We start from the raw sequence: 18,473 nt of genomic DNA on the forward strand, positions 1-18,473 counted from the left end.
AACTCGCGCCTTTTTTTTTGCTCCAAGGCTGGGTATAGCGCGGATCGTTCGGTCCGTTTGTGATGGTCAGGAGGTTCACGTGAACAAGTCGTTACTGGTTGGTGCGGTATTGGGTGCTGTCGGTGTGACTGCCGGGGGTGCTGTTGCCACCTACAGCCTGGTAAAAAGCGGCCCTGAGTATGCGCAAGTGCTGGCGGTGCAGCCGGTGAAAACCCAGATTAAAACCCCGCGTGAAGTCTGCAAGGATGTTGCCGTAACCCGGCAGAAACCTGTGCAGGATCAGCATCAGATCGTCGGTACGGTGGTCGGTGCGCTGGCGGGCGGCCTGTTGGGTAATCAGGTCGGCGGCGGTAATGGCAAGAAGCTGGCCACCGTGGCCGGTGCGGTCGGTGGCGGTTACGCTGGTAACAAGGTTCAGGAAGGCATGCAGAACCGCGATACCTACACCACCACGCAAACTCGTTGTAATACCGTTAATGACATCAGCGACAAGGTTGTCGGGTACGACGTACGTTACACCCTGGACGGCAAGGAAGGCTCCGTGCGCATGGATCGTGATCCAGGCAACCAGATCCCCGTCGACAAGGAGGGGCGCCTGGTTATCGGTCAGAACCAGCCGCAGCAGTAATCCCAGGTATAAAAAAAGCACCCCGAGGGGTGCTTTTTTGTGCTCGCTCGCTTAGCGCTTCAGCGAAGCCGGCAGGTGCGGCTGGATCGCCGTCAGGACTGCCTTGAAGCATTTGGTGTTGCCGGCAACCACGTGACCCTTCTCCAGGAAGTCGTGACCACCGGTGAAGTCGCTCACCAGGCCGCCCGCTTCTTGAATCAGCAGTGCGCCTGCAGCCATGTCCCACTCGGACAGGCCCGACTCCCAGAACGCATCAAAACGGCCGGCAGCGACATACGCCAGGTCCAGGCTGGCTGCGCCGGCGCGACGGATGCCGGCGGTCTGGCCAACCAGGGCGCGGAACATGCCCAGGTAGTTTTCCAGGTTGTCCATCTGGTCGTCACGGAACGGGAAGCCGGTACCCAGCAGGGCGCCGTCGAGGCTGGTGCGACCGCTGACGCGCAGGCGGCGACCGTTCAACTGGGCGCCACGGCCACGGCTGGCGGTGAATTCTTCCTGGCGAACCGGGTCCAGCACAACGGCGTGTTCCAGACGGCCACGGTATTTGCAGGCAATGCTCACGGCAAAGTGCGGGATGCCGCGCAGGAAGTTGGTGGTGCCATCCAGTGGGTCGATGATCCACAGGTAGTCTTCGCCTTCGCCGCTACCTTTGCGCAGGCCGGTTTCTTCACCGAGGATGCCGTGGGTAGGGTAGGCCTTGCGCAGCGCGTCGATGATTTTCTGCTCGGCGGCGCGATCCACCTCGGATACGTAATCCTTGGCGTCTTTTTCGTCGACCTTGATGGTATCCAGGCGCTCGATGGAGCGGAAGATCAATTCACTGGCGCTGCGGGCGGCGCGCAGCGCGATATTCAGCATGGGCTGCATGGATGTGTCACCTAAGGTTGTTAAAGAAAGCCGAGCATTCTAGCAGAAACTTTCTTCAGGTGAAGGACGACGTTACCTTTCATGGCATAACCTTAGGCTGTTCTGTAAGATTTGCTCCCCTTTCCCGTGTCCGAGAGCGCCTCCCTTGCTGCAAAACATTCGTGTCGTCCTCGTCAATACCAGTCATCCCGGCAATATCGGCGGCGTGGCGCGAGCCATGAAGAACATGGGGCTGACGCGCCTGGTGCTGGTGGAGCCGCGGGTGTTCCCGCACCACGAGGCCGATGCGCGCGCGTCCGGCGCCAATGACATCCTCGAAAAAGCCCAGGTCGTTGCCACTCTGGAAGACGCCCTGGTCGGCTGCAACCTCGTGCTCGGCACCAGCGCTCGCGACCGTCGCATCCCCTGGCCGCTGCTGGATCCTCGCGAATGCGGGACCAAAGTCGTGGAAGAGGCCGCCGGCGGCGCTGAAATCGCCTTGGTATTCGGCCGTGAAGACTCCGGCCTGACCAATGAAGAGCTGCAGCGATGTCATTATCACGTGCACATTCCATCAGACCCTGAGTTCAGTTCGCTGAACCTCGGGGCAGCGGTGCAGGTGTTGAGCTATGAAGTGCGCATGGCCTGGCTGGCTGCTGAAGGCCAGCCAAGCAAGGTTGAAAAGGATGAGGTTGCATCGACCAAGAGTGGCGAACTGGCCACCATGGACGAGCTGGAGCGATTCTATGAGCACCTGGAGCAAACCCTGGTGGCCATCGAGTTCCTCGATCCGGAAAAACCGCGGCACTTGATGGCGCGTCTGCGCCGGCTATACGGACGCAGCTCGGTCAGCCGGGCAGAAATGAATATATTGCGTGGCATCCTCACGGAAACCCAGAAAGCGGCCCGTGGCGAGCTTCTTAAGCGGAAGGATTAAAAATGTTCGAGCGTTTGCGAGAAGATATCCAGAGTGTTTTCCACCGTGACCCGGCGGCGCGCAACGCCTTTGAAGTGCTGACCTGCTACCCGGGCATGCACGCGATCTGGATCCATCGCCTGTCCGGCGCCTTGTGGGGCATGGGCTGGAAATGGCTGGCGCGGCTGGTGTCGAACTTCGGCCGTTGGTTGACCGGGATTGAGATTCATCCGGGCGCCAAGGTCGGCCGTCGTTTCTTTATCGACCACGGCATGGGCATCGTTATTGGCGAGACCGCCGAGATTGGTGATGACGTGACCCTGTACCAGGGCGTGACCCTGGGTGGCACAACCTGGAACAAAGGCAAGCGCCACCCTACGCTGGAAGATGGCGTTGTAGTCGGGGCGGGCGCGAAGGTGCTCGGTCCGTTTACCGTCGGTGCGGGCGCCAAGGTCGGCTCCAATGCTGTGGTGACCAAGGCTGTACCGCCTGGCGCAACGGTTGTCGGCATTCCCGGGCGGATCATCGTCAAGCCGGAAGTGGGTGATGAGCAGGAAGCCAAGCGCAAGGCCATGGCCGAGAAGATCGGCTTCGATGCCTATGGCGTCAGCGAAGACATGCCTGACCCGGTAGCGCGTGCCATCGGTCAGTTGCTGGATCACCTGCAAGCGGTGGACGGCAAGCTGGATGGTATGTGCGGTGCCCTGAAAGACCTCGGCAGCAGCTACTGCGCCAAGGATCTGCCTGAGCTGCGCAAGGAAGACTTCGCCGAGATCAAGGACGAAAGTGCCGCCACCAAGGCTGGCTGAAGTCTCGCAATCACTGCAAAACCCATGTGGGAGCGGGCTTGCTCGCGAAAGCTGCGCGTCAGTCACCGAATATATTGACTGAATCACCGCATTCGCGAGCAAGCCCGCTCCCACATTTTGACCTTCATTAGCCCCGAATTCCCGCTTGGCCCTGTTCCCGCTGGTCCATCCCGTCCCGCCCTGCTATGATTCGCGCGCCCTTTTTACGGGTATTCCTGACTAAAGTACTAGGTCTTATAGTTGACTTAAATACTCGGGAATCGCATACTTGCTCCCATTCTGAAACACCTTGGTACTTGTCCATGAGACTGACTACAAAAGGCCGATACGCGGTGACCGCCATGCTTGACCTGGCCTTGCACGCGCAAAATGGGCCGGTGTCCCTGGCCGATATCTCCGAGCGCCAAGGCATTTCCCTGTCCTACCTCGAGCAGTTGTTCGCCAAGTTGCGCCGCAGCAATCTGGTTTCCAGCGTTCGTGGTCCAGGCGGCGGCTATCAATTGTCCCGCGAGATGCAGGGCATCCAGGTCGCCCAGGTGATCGACGCGGTGAACGAATCCGTCGATGCCACCAAATGCCAGGGCCTGGGTGATTGCCACGCAGGCGACACCTGCCTTACGCACCACTTGTGGTGTGACCTGAGCCTGCAGATCCATGAGTTTTTGAGTGGTATCAGCTTGGCTGATCTTGTGACTCGCCGTGAGGTGCAAGAAGTAGCCCAGCGTCAGGACCAGCGCCGTTGCAACACCAAGGCGCCGCGTCTGGACAAGATTGAAGCGTCCGCCGTCGAGTGACAGCCGAAGAGCTAACGGCACGCCAGCCAGCCTGATTTAGGAGAAAGTCCATGAAATTGCCGATTTACCTTGATTACTCAGCGACCACCCCGGTTGATCCGCGTGTCGCGCAAAAGATGAGCGAATGCCTGCTGGTTGACGGAAACTTCGGTAACCCGGCGTCCCGTTCCCACGTTTTCGGCTGGAAAGCCGAAGAAGCAGTGGAAAACGCTCGTCGCCAGGTCGCTGACCTGGTGAATGCCGACCCACGTGAAATCGTCTGGACCTCCGGTGCCACCGAGTCCGACAACCTGGCAATCAAGGGTGCGGCGCATTTCTACGCGACCAAAGGCAAACACCTGATCACCACCAAGATTGAGCACAAGGCTGTCCTCGACACCATGCGCCAACTGGAGCGTGAAGGTTTTGAGGTTACCTACCTCGAGCCAACCACCGACGGTATCGTGACCCCTGCGATGATCGAAGCCGCGATGCGTGAAGACACCATCCTGGTTTCCGTGATCCACGTGAACAACGAAATCGGCACCATCAACGACATCGCCGCCATCGGCGAGCTGACCCGCTCCAAGGGTGTGTTGCTGCACGTCGACGCTGCGCAGTCCACCGGCAAGGTCGATATTGACCTGTCGAAACTGAAAGTCGACCTGATGTCGTTCTCTGCCCACAAGACCTACGGACCTAAAGGCATCGGCGCCCTCTACGTGAGCCGCAAGCCTCGCGTACGTATCGAAGCCACCATGCACGGCGGCGGTCACGAGCGCGGCATGCGTTCGGGCACCCTGGCGACCCACCAGATCGTCGGCATCGGCGAAGCGTTCCGTGTGGCCAAGGAAGACATGGCTGCCGAAAACGTGCGCATCAAGGCCCTGAGCGATCGCTTCTACAAGCAGGTCGAGCACCTTGAAGAGCTGTACATCAACGGCAGCATGACCGCCCGTGTACCGCACAACCTGAATTTGAGCTTCAACTACGTCGAAGGCGAGTCGCTGATCATGGCGCTCAAGGACCTGGCGGTTTCGTCCGGCTCGGCCTGCACCTCGGCTTCCCTTGAGCCGTCTTACGTCCTGCGCGCCCTGGGCCGCAACGACGAACTGGCTCACAGCTCGATCCGCTTTACATTCGGCCGTTTCACCACCGAAGAAGAAGTCGACTACGCCGCGCAGAAAGTCTGCGAGGCCGTCACCAAGCTGCGTACCTTGTCCCCGCTGTGGGACATGTACAAGGACGGTGTCGACATTTCCAAGATCGAGTGGGCGGCACACTAAATATAGAAGCCGCCACCCAAAAGGCTCTGTAAAGACGTGGCGGAAAACGCAGGCGTGTTTACAGGGCTCCAGAGCGGCCCTGATGAGTGAGGATTCAGTACCATGGCTTACAGCGAAAAGGTCATCGACCACTACGAAAACCCGCGCAACGTCGGCAAGATGAACGCGGAAGACCCTGATGTCGGCACCGGCATGGTCGGCGCTCCGGCGTGCGGCGACGTTATGCGCCTGCAGATCAAGGTCAACGAAGCTGGCGTTATCGAAGACGCCAAGTTCAAGACCTACGGTTGCGGTTCGGCCATCGCCTCCAGCTCCCTGGCGACCGAATGGATGAAAGGCAAGACCCTGGATGAGGCTGTGACTATCAGCAACACCCAGCTGGCCGAAGAGCTGGCCTTGCCGCCAGTGAAAATCCACTGCTCGGTACTCGCAGAAGACGCCATCAAGGCGGCCGTTCGCGACTACAAGCAGAAGAAAGGCTTGATCTAAGCAATTTGGCGACGAGTAAGGAGTCACGATGGCTATCAGCATGACAGAAGCGGCTGCGCAGCACATTCGCCGCTCCCTGAATGGGCGCGGTAAAGGTGAGGGGATTCGTCTGGGTGTTCGCACCACGGGCTGTTCCGGCCTTGCCTACGTGCTGGAGTTTGTCGACGAGGTGGTCGAGGAAGATCAGGTGTTCGAGAGTCACGGCGAAAAAGTGATCATCGACCCGAAAAGCCTGACCTACCTGGACGGCACCGAACTCGATTTTGTCAAGGAAGGGTTGAACGAAGGCTTCAAGTTCAACAACCCCAACGTACGCGGTGAATGTGGCTGCGGCGAAAGCTTCAACATCTGAGGCTGATTGTGGGTACTCCTTGTCATTTCGCTTTGTTCGAGCTGCAGCCGAGTTTTCGACTGGACCTTGAACAGCTTGCCACGCGCTACCGTGAATTGGCGCGTGGGGTGCATCCGGACCGCTTCGCTGACGCTTCCGAGCGTGAGCAACGCCTGGCGCTGGAGCAATCAGCCAGCCTCAACGAAGCCTATCAGACGCTCAAGAACCCTCCCAAACGCGCGCGCTACCTGCTCGCGATGGGCGGTCGCGAGCTGCCGCTTGAAGTTACGGTCCAGGACCCTGATTTCCTGATGCAGCAGATGCAATGGCGCGAGGAGCTTGAAGAACTGCAGGACGAGGCTGATCTGGCCGGAGTCGCAGTGTTCAAGCGCCGTCTGAAAGTGGCCCAGGATGAACTCAACGAAAGCTTCGCAGCCTGTTGGGATGATGCAGCGCAACGTGAACAGGCCGAACGCCTGATGCGGCGCATGCAGTTCCTCGACAAGCTCACCTACGAAGTGCGCCAGTTAGAAGAGCGCCTCGACGATTAACCCAGTGCCGCCCAGGTTGCACGCCTGATATACAGATAAGTCCTGATTACCATGGCCCTACTGCAGATCGCCGAACCCGGTCAAAGTCCTCAACCGCACCAGCGTCGTCTGGCGGTCGGGATTGACTTGGGCACTACCAATTCGCTGGTCGCTGCATTGCGCAGCGGTCTTTCCGAGCCGCTGCCCGACGCGGATGGCCAAGTCATCCTGCCGTCTGCCGTGCGTTATCACGCTGACCGCACCGAAGTGGGCGAGTCGGCCAAGCTGGCGGCGTCTACCGATCCTTTGAATACCGTGCTGTCGGTCAAGCGCTTGATGGGTCGTGGTTTGTCCGACGTCAAGCAGCTGGGCGACCAGCTTCCATACCGCTTTGTCGGCGGCGAATCACATATGCCGTTCATCGACACGATCCAGGGCCCGAAAAGCCCGGTGGAAGTGTCGGCCGATATCCTCAAGGTCTTGCGCCAGCGCGCCGAGACCACCTTGGGTGGCGAACTGGTAGGTGCGGTGATTACTGTTCCTGCATATTTCGATGACGCTCAGCGCCAGGCCACCAAGGATGCGGCGAAACTTGCCGGCCTGAACGTGCTGCGCCTGCTCAACGAGCCGACCGCAGCCGCTGTGGCTTACGGTCTGGATCAGCACGCCGAAGGCCTGGTGGCTATTTACGACCTGGGCGGCGGTACCTTTGATATTTCGATCCTGCGCCTGACCGGCGGTGTCTTCGAAGTGTTGGCTACCGGTGGCGATACCGCTCTGGGTGGCGATGACTTCGATCACGCCATTGCTGGCTGGATCATCACCAGTGCCGGCTTGTCTGCCGACCTGGACCCGGGTGCGCAACGTAATTTGCTGCAAACTGCCTGTGCCGCCAAAGAAGCGCTGACTGACGCTGCGTCGGTTGAAGTTTCCTACGGTAGCTGGTCGGCTCAACTGACCCGCGAAGCGTTCGATTCGTTGATCGAACCGATGGTCGCCCGCAGCCTGAAAGCCTGCCGCCGCGCCGTGCGTGATTCCGGTGTCGAGCTGGAAGACGTGGTCGCCGTGGTCATGGTGGGTGGTTCGACCCGCGTGCCGCGTGTTCGTGAGGCGGTCGCTGAAGCCTTCGGCCGTCAGCCGCTGACTGAAATCGACCCGGATCAAGTGGTGGCCATTGGTGCCGCGATCCAGGCCGATACCCTCGCCGGTAACAAGCGTGATGGTGGCGAACTGCTTCTGCTCGACGTGATCCCGTTGTCCCTGGGGCTGGAAACCATGGGCGGCCTGATGGAGAAGGTGATTCCACGCAACACCACCATCCCCGTTGCCCGCGCCCAGGACTTCACCACGTACAAAGATGGTCAGACGGCCATGATGATTCATGTGCTGCAGGGCGAGCGTGAGCTGATCAGCGACTGCCGTTCCCTGGCGCGCTTCGAATTGCGCGGCATTCCGGCGATGGTGGCTGGTGCGGCGAAGATTCGCGTGACCTTCCAGGTCGACGCCGACGGCTTGCTCAGCGTTGCCGCTCGCGAACTGGCCTCCGGCGTTGAAGCCAGCATCCAGGTCAAGCCGTCCTACGGCCTGACCGACGGCGAAATCGCCAAGATGCTCAAGGATTCGTTCCAGTACGCCGGTGACGACAAGGTCGCCCGCGTGCTGCGTGAGCAGCAAGTCGACGCCCAGCGCCTGCTCGAAGCGGTGCAGGGCGCCCTTGAAGCTGACGGCGAGCGTCTGCTGGATGCCGAAGAGCGCATGGTCATCGACCTGCAAATGCAGGAACTGGCTGAATTGATGAAAGGCACCGATGGTTACGCCATCGAGCAACAGACCAAGCGCCTGTCGCAAGTGACCGATGCCTTTGCCGCCCGTCGCATGGACCAGACGGTGAAAGCCGCCCTGGCGGGCCGCAACTTGAACGAACTTGAGGATTAACTGATGCCGCAGATCATTTTTCTGCCACACGCCGAGCATTGCCCGGACGGTATGGTTGTGGAGGCTGAGACCGGCAAGTCCATTCTCGAAGTCGCTCACGATAACCACATCGAGATCGAAAGCGCCTGCGGCGGCGTTAACGCCTGTACCACGTGCCATTGCATCATTCGCGAAGGTTTCAATAGCCTGGAAGAGGCTGATGAGCTGGAAGAGGACTATCTTGATAGGGCGTGGGGCCTTGAGCCGACGTCGCGATTGAGCTGTCAGGCAAAAGTGGGAACAGAAGACCTCACCGTCGAGATTCCGAAGTATTCGCTCAACCATGCCGCCGAAGCGCCGCATTGATTCAAGGAAATGTCATGAGCCTGAAATGGGTTGATGTACAAGAAATCGCTATACAACTTGCTGAAGCTCACCCGGATGTCGATCCTCTGTCGGTGAACTTCGTCAAGTTGCGCAACCTGGTGATGCAGCTGCCGGAATTTGACGACATCCCGGATCGGGGTGGCGAAAAGGTTCTTGAGGCGATACAAGGCCTGTGGATCGAAGAAGCAGACTGAATCGCCTTTTTACGCAGTTAGGCAATACCCAAGAACCCGCGTATAATTCGCGGGTTTAATTTTTCGCAAATTACCGTTTCTGGAGTTACACCATGGCTGTTCAACGTACTTTCTCCATCATCAAGCCTGACGCTGTTGCAAAAAACGTCATCGGCGAGATCACCACTCGTTTCGAAAAAGCCGGCCTGAAGGTTGTAGCTTCGAAACTCAAGCAACTGTCCAAGGCTGAAGCTGAAGGCTTCTACGCTGAGCACAGCGCTCGTGGTTTCTTCGGCGACCTGGTTGCCTTCATGATCTCCGGCCCTGTTGTTGTTCAGGTTCTGGAAGGCGAAAACGCTATCGCTCTGAACCGTGAGCTGATGGGCGCTACCAACCCTAAAGAAGCTGCTGCCGGCACCATCCGTGCTGACTTCGCTGAATCGATCGACGCCAACGCCGTTCACGGTTCGGACTCCGAAGCCGCTGCTGTCCGCGAAATCTCGTACTTTTTCGCTGCTACTGAAGTAACCGCTCGCTAAGCATTGGCTTAAAAGAGCGAAGGTGAATCCATGACTACATTGACTGCAAAAACCAACCTGCTGGGTCTGACTCAACAGGAAATGGAAAAATTCTTCGACTCAATCGGGGAGAAGCGTTTTCGTGCCGCTCAGGTAATGAAGTGGATTCACCATCTTGGCGTCGATGATTTCGACGCCATGACGAACGTCAGCAAGGCCCTGCGCGACAAGCTCAAGGCCATTGCCGAAGTTCGCGGCCCCGAAGTGGTCAGCGAGGACATTTCCACCGACGGCACCCGTAAGTGGGTGGTGCGCGTGGCGTCCGGCAGCTGCGTCGAGACCGTGTACATTCCCCAGGGCAAACGCGGCACTCTGTGCGTTTCGTCCCAGGCAGGCTGTGCCCTGGACTGCAGTTTCTGCTCCACCGGCAAGCAAGGTTTCAACAGCAACCTCACCGCCGCCGAAGTCATCGGCCAGGTGTGGATTGCCAATAAATCGTTCGGCAGCATCCCGGCGACCGCCGACCGTGCCATCACCAACGTGGTGATGATGGGCATGGGCGAGCCGCTGCTGAACTTCGACAACGTTGTCGCGGCCATGCACCTGATGATGGACGACCTGGGCTACGGTATCTCCAAGCGCCGCGTGACCCTGTCGACCTCCGGCGTGGTACCGATGATCGATGAGCTGGCCAAGCACATCGACGTCTCCCTGGCGTTGTCGCTGCACGCACCGAATGACGCATTGCGTAACCAATTGGTGCCGATCAACAAGAAGTATCCGCTTAAGATGCTGCTCGAATCTTGCCAGCGTTACATGGCGACCTTGGGCGAAAAGCGTGTGTTGACCATTGAGTACACCATGCTCAAGGACATCAACGACAAGGTCGAGCACGCGGTCGAGATGATCGAGTTGCTCAAGAACGTACCGTGCAAGATCAACCTGATTCCGTTTAACCCGTTTCCCCATTCTGGCTATGAGCGGCCGAGCAACAACGCCATCCGCCGTTTCCAGGATCAACTGCACCATGCAGGCTTCAATGTCACCGTGCGCACCACCCGCGGCGAAGACATCGATGCGGCATGTGGCCAATTGGTAGGACAGGTGCTGGATCGCACCCGTCGCAGCGAACGTTATATCGCCGTGCGTGAATTGAGTGCCGCCGACGATATGCCGCAAAGCGCCGCGACTCGAACCTGAGAGAGGATCTCTATGCCCTTGCGCCTTGCGCTGCTTTTGCTTGTTGCCAGCCTCGCGGCTGGCTGTGTTTCATCGGGCCATGACAGCCCGTTGCAAACCGGCAAGGGCCGTGACGAAGCGCGAGCTGCCTATGTGCAGCTGGGCTTGGGGTACTTGCAGCAAGGGATGACCGAACAGGCCAAGGTGCCGCTGAAAAAAGCCCTCGAGCTGGATGGCAGCGACGCCGACGCCAATGCTGCGTTGGCCTTGGTGTTCCAGGTCCAGGCCGAGCCCGAATTGGCCGATCAATATTTCCAAAAGGCCCTGGCCACACGCCCTGGCGACCCAAGACTGCTGAATAACTACGGCAGTTTTTTGTTTGCGCAGAAACGTTATGCCCAGGCATCCGAATATTTCCAGCAGGCTGCGGCCGATACCCTCTATCCTGAGCGTTCGCGGGTTTTCGAGAACCTGGGGGTGACCTCAATGCTTCTCGGCCAGCGCGACACCGCACGCCAGCAACTGGAAAAAGCCCTGCACCTGAACCAGCGCCAGCCACGGGCCTTGCTCGAAATGGCTGAGTTGTCCTTCGAAGACAGGCATTATGTGCCGGCACGTGACTATTACGAGCGTTTTAGCCTGCTGAGCGGGCAAAATGCACGTAGTCTATTGCTCGGTGTGCGCCTGGCGACGGTTCATGAAGAACGCGACAAGGCCGCACGTTTTGGCCAGCAACTCGAACGACTCTATCCCGGTACGCCGGAATATCAGCAATACCTGTCGGAGCAATGATGAAAGCGGCGCACCCGGAAGTTGTAGCAGCTAATCGTGGAAACCCAGGCGAGACCTTGCGTCAGGCCCGCGAAAGCAATGGTTGGTCGCTGGCAGAAGTGGCCCTCAAGCTCAATTTGACCACGACTTCATTGGGCAACCTTGAAGCTGGCGCATTCGACAAGCTGCCAGGGCATACCTTTGCCCGCGGCTATATCCGCGCCTACGCGAAGTTGCTGGGTATCGACCAGGCTGCATTGGTCCAGGAATTCGACCAAATCACCGGTACCGATTCCCAGGGCAGCAATGTCCATGGTCTTGGCCGCATTGAAGAGCCTGTGCGGGTTTCCCACACCATTTTGCGCATTGTCAGCCTGTTGCTGCTCATCGCCGTGATCGGCGGTGGTTTTGTATGGTGGCAGGATCAGACCGCCCAGCGTGGCAAGGACTTGTCCAGCAACGCCATGGAGCACGTCGAAGTCGAAAGCGCCGACGGCACCACCCAGATTCATCCGTTGGATGAGCCGGAAGACCAGGCCGTGGCCCAGGGTCAGGCGGCGCCTGAGGCAGGGCCAAGCGCCGAGCAGCCTGCGCCCGAAGCAGGTACTGCCGCCGCAGTGGCACCCGTCGCACCCGCTCCAGCGGTTGCAGTGACGCCTGCTGCTCCAGCTCATACGCCAGCAACGCCAGCAGTACCGGCGCAGGCTCCGGCAACAACGGCTCCCGTCGCCCCGGCGATTTCCGCGCCAACCACCCCGGTACTGATCGCCGGTGATGGCCGAGTACAAATTACCTACGTCGCTGACTGCTGGACGCAAGTCTCCGATGGCAACGGCAAGGTGCTGTTCAGTGGTCTGAAGCGTAAGGGAGATACACTTGACCAGGGCGGCAAGCCTCCTTTGACGCTGCGTCTGGGCTTTGCCCGTGGCGCGCAAGTGGCCTACAACGGCCAGCCTGTGGACGTGGCGCCGTTCACCAGTGGCGAGACTGCTCGCCTCAAGTTGGGACAATAAAGTCATGCACGGCGAATCTCCAATCAAACGTCGCGTATCGCGCAAGATCTGGGTCGGCTCGGTGCCGGTGGGCGGCGATGCCCCTATCGCAGTACAAAGCATGACCAACAGCGACACCAATGATGTGGCGGCCACTGTCGCCCAGATCAACCGCCTGGAAGCGGCGGGCGTCGACATCGTGCGGGTTTCCGTACCGGATATGGACGCTGCCGAAGCCTTTGGCCGCATCAAGCAACTGGTCAAGGTGCCGCTGGTCGCCGATATCCACTTCGACTACAAGATCGCGTTGCGCGTGGCCGAATTGGGCGTCGATTGCCTGCGGATCAACCCGGGCAACATCGGTCGTGAAGACCGGGTTCGCGCCGTGGTGGATGCCGCCCGTGATCGCGGGATTCCAATTCGCATCGGCGTCAACGCCGGCTCGCTGGAAAAAGACCTGCAAAAGAAGTACGGCGAGCCGACGCCGGCCGCACTGGTCGAGTCCGCGCTGCGCCACGTAGAACACCTTGAACGCCTGAATTTCCAGGACTTCAAGGTCAGCGTAAAGGCTTCCGACGTGTTCATGGCGGTAGAAGCGTACCGCCTGCTGGCCAAGGAAATCGTCCAGCCGCTGCACCTGGGTATCACCGAAGCCGGCGGTTTACGCTCAGGCACAGTGAAATCTGCGGTGGGTCTCGGTATGCTGCTGGCCGACGGGATTGGCGATACTATTCGCATCTCCCTCGCGGCAGACCCGGTAGAGGAAGTGAAAGTCGGTTACGACATTCTCAAATCCCTGCATTTGCGTTCCCGTGGCATCAACTTCATTGCCTGCCCGAGTTGCTCGCGGCAGAACTTCGACGTGGTGAAAACCATGAACGAACTGGAAGTACGCCTCGAAGACCTGCTGGTGCCGCTGGATGTCGCGGTGATCGGCTGTGTGGTCAACGGGCCGGGTGAGGCCAAAGAGGCCCATGTGGGCCTGACCGGTGGTACGCCAAACCTGATTTACATCGACGGCAAGCCGTCGCAGAAATTGACGAATGACAATCTGGTGGATGAGCTGGAACGGCTGATCCGCCAGAAAGCGGCCGAAAAGGTCGAAGCTGACGCAGCGGTTATCGCGCGCGGCTGATCGAACGAATTTAAGGATTTGATGTGAGCAAGTCTCTGCAAGCCATTCGTGGCATGAACGACATCCTGCCTGAGCAGACGCCCCTGTGGCGCTACTTCGAGGGCACTGTCGCGCGCCTGCTGGATAACTACGGTTACAAGCAGATCCGCATGCCGATCGTCGAGTTCACCGAGCTGTTCAAGCGCTCCATCGGTGAAGTGACCGACATCGTCGAAAAAGAGATGTACACCTTCGAAGACCGCAACGGTGACTCCCTGACCCTGCGTCCGGAAGGTACTGCCGCGTGTGTGCGTGCGGTGCTCGAACATGGCCTCACCGGCGGTGGTCAGCCGCAGAAGCTCTGGTACATCGGCCCGATGTTCCGCCACGAGCGTCCGCAGAAAGGCCGTTATCGCCAGTTTCACCAGATCGGCCTGGAAGTCTTCAACCTAGACGGTCCGGACATCGACGCCGAGCTGATCGTGCTGACCTGGCGCCTGTGGGGCATGCTGGGCATCCGTGATGCGGTCAAGCTTGAACTCAACAGCCTGGGCACCAGCGAATCCCGGGGCCGCTACCGCGAAGCCCTGGTGGAATTCCTGTCGGCCCACCTGGACAAGCTGGACGAAGACAGCCAGCGTCGCCTGAAAACCAACCCGCTGCGGGTACTGGACACCAAGAACGCCGAGACCCAGGCCGTACTGGTGGACGCGCCGAAAATGGCCGACTACCTGGACGACGAGTCCCGTATCCACTTCGAGGGCCTCAAGGCTCGCCTGGATGCAGCCGGTATTCCTTACGTCATCAACCCGAAACTGGTGCGTGGCCTCGATTACTACAGCAAGACCGTGTTCGAGTGGGTCACCGACAAGCTCGGCGCCCAGGGCACGGTGTGTGCCGGTGGTCGTTACGACGGCCTGGTCGAGCAGATGGGCGGCAAGCCAACCACCGGCGTAGGTTTTGCCATGGGCATCGAGCGGCTGATCCTGCTGCTGGAAACCCTGGAGCAGGTTCCCGAAGAAATCTCCCGTCAGGTGGACGTGTACTTCTGTGCCTTTGGCGAGGCGGCCGAACTGGCTGCCCTGGCCCTGAGCGAGAAACTGCGCGACCAACTGCCGAACCTGCGCCTGCAAGTCAATGCCGGCGCCGGCAGCTTCAAAAGCCAGTTCAAGAAAGCCGACAAGAGCGGTGCGTTGTATGCACTGATCCTGGGTGATGATGAATTGGCCCAGCAAGTGGTAAGTTTCAAACCCCTGCGTGGTCAGGGTGAACAACAAAGCATTGCCTTTGATGCGCTTGCAGCGCACCTGGCCACCTGCATCGTGCAGGGTTGAAGCTGTCAAACAGCCGATTTAGCGATTAAGGAGTATTGGGGTGTCGAGTACTGATGATGACCAGCTGGCCGAGTTCAAAGACTGGTGGCAGCGCAACGGCAAGCCCCTGGTCACTGGCGGCTTGCTGGCTTTAGTAGTGGTGTTCGGCTGGCAAGCCTGGCACAAGTATCAGGCTAACCAGTCGCAAGGCGCCTCGATTATCTATCAGCAACTGCTGGAAACCACGCTGACGCCAAACGGCAAGCCTGACCTGGCCCAGGTTGCAGACCTGGCCGGCAAGCTGAAGAGCGAATTCGGCGGTAGCACCTACGCGCAATACGGCAGCCTGTTCGTCGCAAAAGTTGCGGTCGACAACGGCAAGCTGGATGACGCAGCCTCCGAGCTGAAAGCCATCACCGACAAGCCGGCCAACCCGACACTGGGTGAAATCGCACGTCAGCGTCTGGCTCAGGTACTGGCGGCACAGAACAAGGCCGACGAAGCACTGAAACTGCTCGACGGCGATGCTGACAAGGCATTCCTGGCCACTCGTGAAGAGCTCAAGGGCGACCTCCTGGTCCAATTGGGTCGTACCGACGAAGCCAATGCTGCGTACCAAAAAGCCAAGGCGGCGCTGTCTGATGAAGCGGCGGTCGGTGGCTTACAAATCAAGCTCGACGACTTGGCCAAAGGGGATGCGTGACGTGATCCGTTGGAAACATGCAGCATTGCTGGCTCTGGCCGTTTTGGCCGCGGGTTGCAGCAGCAACAGCAAAAAAGAACTGCCTCCGGCCGAGCTGACCAGCTTCAAGGAAGAAGTGGTCCTGCAAAAGCAGTGGAGCCGCTCCATTGGTGACGGTCAGGGCGATCTGTACAACCTGATGGTCCCGGCGATCGACGGTGACACTATCTACGCCGCTGATTCCACCGGTGTTGTGGTCTCCATGGATCGCATGAACGGCGACGTCAAGTGGAAGAAAGACCTCGAACTGCCTGTGTCCGGCGCCGTTGGCGTGGGTTCTGGCCTGGTGATGCTCGGCACGCTGAAAGGCGACGTCGTGGCACTGGATTCGAGCACCGGTGAAGAGAAATGGCGCGCTCGCGTGACCAGTGAAGTGCTCTCGCCGCCTGCTACCAACGGTGACGTGGTTGTCGTGCAGACCCAGGATGACCGTGTGATCGGCCTCGACGCCGCCACCGGTAACCAGCGCTGGTTGTATGACAGCACGCCGGCGGTCCTGACCTTGCGCGGTACCAGCGGTCCGGTTGTAACCAGCAACCTGGCACTGGCAGGCCTATCGACCGGTAAAGTGGTCGCCCTGGACACCCAGAACGGCGTCCCGGCCTGGGAAACCCGGGTCGCGATTCCTCAAGGTCGTTCGGAACTGGACCGCGTAGTGGACATCGACGGTGGCTTGCTGCTGTCGGGTGATACCCTTTACGTCGCTACTTATCAGGGCCGTGTTGCGGCGCTGGACGTGCAGAGCGGCCGGATCAACTGGCAGCGTGATGCTTCCAGCTACGCCGGTGTCGCCCAAGGGTTTGGCAGCGTCTACGTAAGCCTGGCGTCCGGCACCGTTGAAAGTGTCGACGAGCGTTCCACCACTGCATTGTGGAGCAACGACTCCCTGGCCCGCCGTCAGTTGTCGGCACCGGAAGTGTTCTCCAGCTACGTGGCGGTAGGCGACTTTGAAGGTTACCTGCACCTGCTGAGCCAGGTGGACGGTCGCTTCGTGGGTCGCGAACGTATCGACAGCGACGGCCTGCGTGCCCGTCCGCTGGTGGTAGGTAACATGCTTTACGTGTATGGCAACAGCGGCAAACTGGAAGCGCTGACCATCAAGTAATGGTTTGACTATGCTTGGGGTAATTCCCAGGCGGCCCTGCTTCGGCAGGGCATGCGGCGCTTTCGAGCGCTGCCCCGAGCACCAGCCGCTGCCTTGCAGCGGCTTTTGTATTTTCTGAAATAACGAAGTGGAGAGCCGCATGGTTCCCGTAATCGCCCTGGTGGGCCGACCGAACGTCGGCAAGTCCACCTTGTTCAACCGCCTGACCAGGACTCGCGACGCCATCGTCGGCGACTTGTCCGGTCTGACCCGTGATCGCCAATACGGTGAGGCAAAGTGGCAAGGGCGCTCCTACATTATTGTCGACACCGGTGGTATCTCCGGTGACGAGCATGGCATGGACGAAAAGATGGCCGAGCAGTCGCTGCTGGCCATTGAAGAAGCTGATGTCGTGTTGTTCCTGGTGGACGCCCGCGCGGGCTACACCGCTGCAGACCAGATGATTGGCGAGCACCTGCGCAAGCGCAACAAGCGTTCCTACGTGGTGGCCAACAAGATCGACAACATCGATCCTGAAATGGCCCGCGCCGAGTTCAGCCCGATGGGCCTGGGCGATGCGATCCCGATCGCCGGTGCCCACGGTCGCGGCATTACCCAGATGCTGGAAATCGCCCTGCGCGACTTCCCGCGTGATGACGTGGATGAAGTCGAAGGCGAAGAAGAAATCGTTGCCGAAGGCGAGGAAGCCAAGCGCATTCCTGGCCCAAGCGAAAAAGACGGTATCAAGATCGCGATCATCGGCCGTCCGAACGTCGGCAAGTCGACCCTGGTCAACCGCATGCTCGGTGAAGACCGGGTAATCGTCTATGACGAGCCGGGCACCACTCGCGACAGCATCTACATCCCGTTCGAGCGTAACGACGAGAAGTACACGCTGATCGACACTGCCGGTGTGCGCAAGCGCGGCAAGATCCACGAAGAAGTTGAAAAGTTCTCCGTGGTGAAAACCCTGCAGGCGATCAAAGACGCCAACGTAGTGATCTTCGTCATGGACGCCCGCGAAGGCGTGGTAGACCACGACCTGAACTTGCTGGGCTTTGCCCTGGAAGCCGGTCGCGCCCTGGTGATTGCGATCAACAAGTGGGACGGCATGACGCCGAGCGAGCGCGACTACGTCAAGGTCGAGCTGCAGCGTCGCCTGTTCTTCGTCGAGTTTGCCGATATCCACTTTATCTCGGCACTGCACGGTACCGGCGTGGGTAACCTCTACGCCTCGGTGCAGAACTCGTTCAAGTCCGCGGTTACCCGCTGGCCGACCAACCGCCTGACCCAGATTCTTGAAGATGCGGTCAGCGAGCACGCGCCGCCGATGGTCAACAACCGTCGGATCAAGCTGCGCTACGCTCACTTGGGTGGTGCCAACCCGCCGATTATCGTGATTCACGGTAACCAGCTGGAGAAGGTGCCGAAGTCCTACGTGCGTTACCTGGAAAATACCTACCGCCGTGTCTTGAAACTGGTCGGTACGCCGATCCGTATCGAGTTCAAGGGCGGCGAGAACCCGTACGAAGGTAACAAGAACAGCCTCACCGACCGCCAGGTAAACAAAAAGCGCCGGATGATGACGCACCACAAGAAGGCCGACAAAAAGCGCCGCGACAAGCGCTGATCCTGATCGGTTGAAAAAGGGCTCTTTCGGAGCCCTTTTTTTGTGTCT

The 18,473-nt window shown here is 59.4% G+C and carries 21 protein-coding genes; 20 read left to right on the top strand and 1 reads right to left on the bottom strand.

Annotated elements, in window-relative coordinates:
• Positions 1 to 79 precede the first annotated feature (79 nt).
• Positions 80 to 628 carry a glycine zipper 2TM domain-containing protein gene (locus HX786_RS11510; protein ID WP_003210309.1) on the top strand — a complete coding sequence of 183 codons (549 nt, stop codon included), beginning with the start codon at positions 80 to 82 and terminating at the stop codon, positions 626 to 628.
• A gap of 51 nt (positions 629 to 679) precedes the next feature.
• Here HX786_RS11510 and suhB read toward each other — a convergent pair whose 3' ends face one another.
• Positions 680 to 1,495 carry an inositol-phosphate phosphatase gene (gene suhB / locus HX786_RS11515; protein WP_178912082.1) on the bottom strand — a complete coding sequence of 272 codons (816 nt, stop codon included), beginning with the start codon at positions 1,493 to 1,495 and terminating at the stop codon, positions 680 to 682.
• Between the two features lie 145 nt (positions 1,496 to 1,640).
• Between suhB and trmJ the strand changes: the two genes are divergently transcribed.
• From trmJ to der, 19 genes are all read left to right on the top strand, one after another.
• The gene (gene trmJ / locus HX786_RS11520; protein ID WP_003210307.1) at positions 1,641 to 2,411 is read left to right on the top strand and encodes a tRNA (cytosine(32)/uridine(32)-2'-O)-methyltransferase TrmJ; all 771 of its coding nucleotides are present in this window, start codon (positions 1,641 to 1,643) and stop codon (positions 2,409 to 2,411) included.
• Positions 2,412 to 2,413: 2 nt separating this feature from the next.
• On the top strand, positions 2,414 to 3,199 hold the full coding sequence (gene cysE, locus HX786_RS11525) for a serine O-acetyltransferase (protein WP_008438291.1): 786 nt from the start codon (positions 2,414 to 2,416) through the stop codon (positions 3,197 to 3,199).
• Between the two features lie 302 nt (positions 3,200 to 3,501).
• A complete protein-coding gene (gene iscR, locus HX786_RS11530; RefSeq protein WP_177027913.1) occupies positions 3,502 to 3,993 on the top strand; it encodes a Fe-S cluster assembly transcriptional regulator IscR in 492 nt (163 codons plus the stop codon).
• 50 nt (positions 3,994 to 4,043) lie between these two features.
• The gene (locus tag HX786_RS11535; RefSeq protein ID WP_008438290.1) at positions 4,044 to 5,258 is read left to right on the top strand and encodes an IscS subfamily cysteine desulfurase; all 1,215 of its coding nucleotides are present in this window, start codon (positions 4,044 to 4,046) and stop codon (positions 5,256 to 5,258) included.
• Positions 5,259 to 5,360: 102 nt separating this feature from the next.
• The gene (iscU, locus tag HX786_RS11540) at positions 5,361 to 5,747 is read left to right on the top strand and encodes a Fe-S cluster assembly scaffold IscU (protein WP_003209682.1); all 387 of its coding nucleotides are present in this window, start codon (positions 5,361 to 5,363) and stop codon (positions 5,745 to 5,747) included.
• Between the two features lie 28 nt (positions 5,748 to 5,775).
• Positions 5,776 to 6,099 (top strand): iron-sulfur cluster assembly protein IscA, encoded by a 324-nt coding sequence (iscA, locus tag HX786_RS11545; protein ID WP_003209680.1) that lies wholly within the window; start codon positions 5,776 to 5,778, stop codon positions 6,097 to 6,099.
• Positions 6,100 to 6,107: 8 nt separating this feature from the next.
• Positions 6,108 to 6,629, top strand: a complete 522-nt coding sequence (gene hscB, locus HX786_RS11550; RefSeq protein ID WP_008438289.1) for a co-chaperone HscB — start codon at positions 6,108 to 6,110, stop codon at positions 6,627 to 6,629.
• 51 nt (positions 6,630 to 6,680) lie between these two features.
• Positions 6,681 to 8,543 (top strand): Fe-S protein assembly chaperone HscA, encoded by a 1,863-nt coding sequence (gene hscA, locus HX786_RS11555; protein WP_087695132.1) that lies wholly within the window; start codon positions 6,681 to 6,683, stop codon positions 8,541 to 8,543.
• 3 nt (positions 8,544 to 8,546) lie between these two features.
• A complete protein-coding gene (fdx, locus tag HX786_RS11560; protein WP_003209674.1) occupies positions 8,547 to 8,888 on the top strand; it encodes an ISC system 2Fe-2S type ferredoxin in 342 nt (113 codons plus the stop codon).
• Between the two features lie 14 nt (positions 8,889 to 8,902).
• On the top strand, positions 8,903 to 9,103 hold the full coding sequence (iscX, locus tag HX786_RS11565) for a Fe-S cluster assembly protein IscX (protein ID WP_003209673.1): 201 nt from the start codon (positions 8,903 to 8,905) through the stop codon (positions 9,101 to 9,103).
• A 92-nt stretch (positions 9,104 to 9,195) separates the two neighbouring features.
• The gene (gene ndk, locus HX786_RS11570; RefSeq protein WP_178912083.1) at positions 9,196 to 9,621 is read left to right on the top strand and encodes a nucleoside-diphosphate kinase; all 426 of its coding nucleotides are present in this window, start codon (positions 9,196 to 9,198) and stop codon (positions 9,619 to 9,621) included.
• Positions 9,622 to 9,651: 30 nt separating this feature from the next.
• Entirely contained in the window at positions 9,652 to 10,800 is a 1,149-nt protein-coding gene (gene rlmN / locus HX786_RS11575; RefSeq protein ID WP_003209670.1) for a 23S rRNA (adenine(2503)-C(2))-methyltransferase RlmN, read from the top strand.
• 12 nt (positions 10,801 to 10,812) lie between these two features.
• A complete protein-coding gene (gene pilW / locus HX786_RS11580; protein WP_178912084.1) occupies positions 10,813 to 11,571 on the top strand; it encodes a type IV pilus biogenesis/stability protein PilW in 759 nt (252 codons plus the stop codon).
• Positions 11,571 to 12,563, top strand: a complete 993-nt coding sequence (locus HX786_RS11585; protein WP_177081123.1) for a RodZ family helix-turn-helix domain-containing protein — start codon at positions 11,571 to 11,573, stop codon at positions 12,561 to 12,563. Before pilW ends, HX786_RS11585 begins: the two co-directional genes overlap by 1 nt.
• A gap of 4 nt (positions 12,564 to 12,567) precedes the next feature.
• Entirely contained in the window at positions 12,568 to 13,677 is a 1,110-nt protein-coding gene (gene ispG / locus HX786_RS11590; RefSeq protein WP_003209666.1) for a flavodoxin-dependent (E)-4-hydroxy-3-methylbut-2-enyl-diphosphate synthase, read from the top strand.
• A 23-nt stretch (positions 13,678 to 13,700) separates the two neighbouring features.
• Entirely contained in the window at positions 13,701 to 14,990 is a 1,290-nt protein-coding gene (gene hisS, locus HX786_RS11595) for a histidine--tRNA ligase (RefSeq protein ID WP_003209664.1), read from the top strand.
• Between the two features lie 40 nt (positions 14,991 to 15,030).
• Positions 15,031 to 15,672, top strand: a complete 642-nt coding sequence (locus HX786_RS11600) for a tetratricopeptide repeat protein (RefSeq protein WP_003209663.1) — start codon at positions 15,031 to 15,033, stop codon at positions 15,670 to 15,672.
• The gene (bamB, locus tag HX786_RS11605; RefSeq protein ID WP_003209662.1) at positions 15,665 to 16,816 is read left to right on the top strand and encodes an outer membrane protein assembly factor BamB; all 1,152 of its coding nucleotides are present in this window, start codon (positions 15,665 to 15,667) and stop codon (positions 16,814 to 16,816) included. The genes HX786_RS11600 and bamB overlap by 8 nt, the downstream gene beginning before the upstream one ends.
• A gap of 139 nt (positions 16,817 to 16,955) precedes the next feature.
• Positions 16,956 to 18,425 carry a ribosome biogenesis GTPase Der gene (gene der / locus HX786_RS11610; protein ID WP_003209661.1) on the top strand — a complete coding sequence of 490 codons (1,470 nt, stop codon included), beginning with the start codon at positions 16,956 to 16,958 and terminating at the stop codon, positions 18,423 to 18,425.
• Positions 18,426 to 18,473 lie beyond the last annotated feature (48 nt).

This window comes from Pseudomonas sp. 21615526 (assembly GCF_013386245.1).
Classification (GTDB): domain Bacteria; phylum Pseudomonadota; class Gammaproteobacteria; order Pseudomonadales; family Pseudomonadaceae; genus Aquipseudomonas.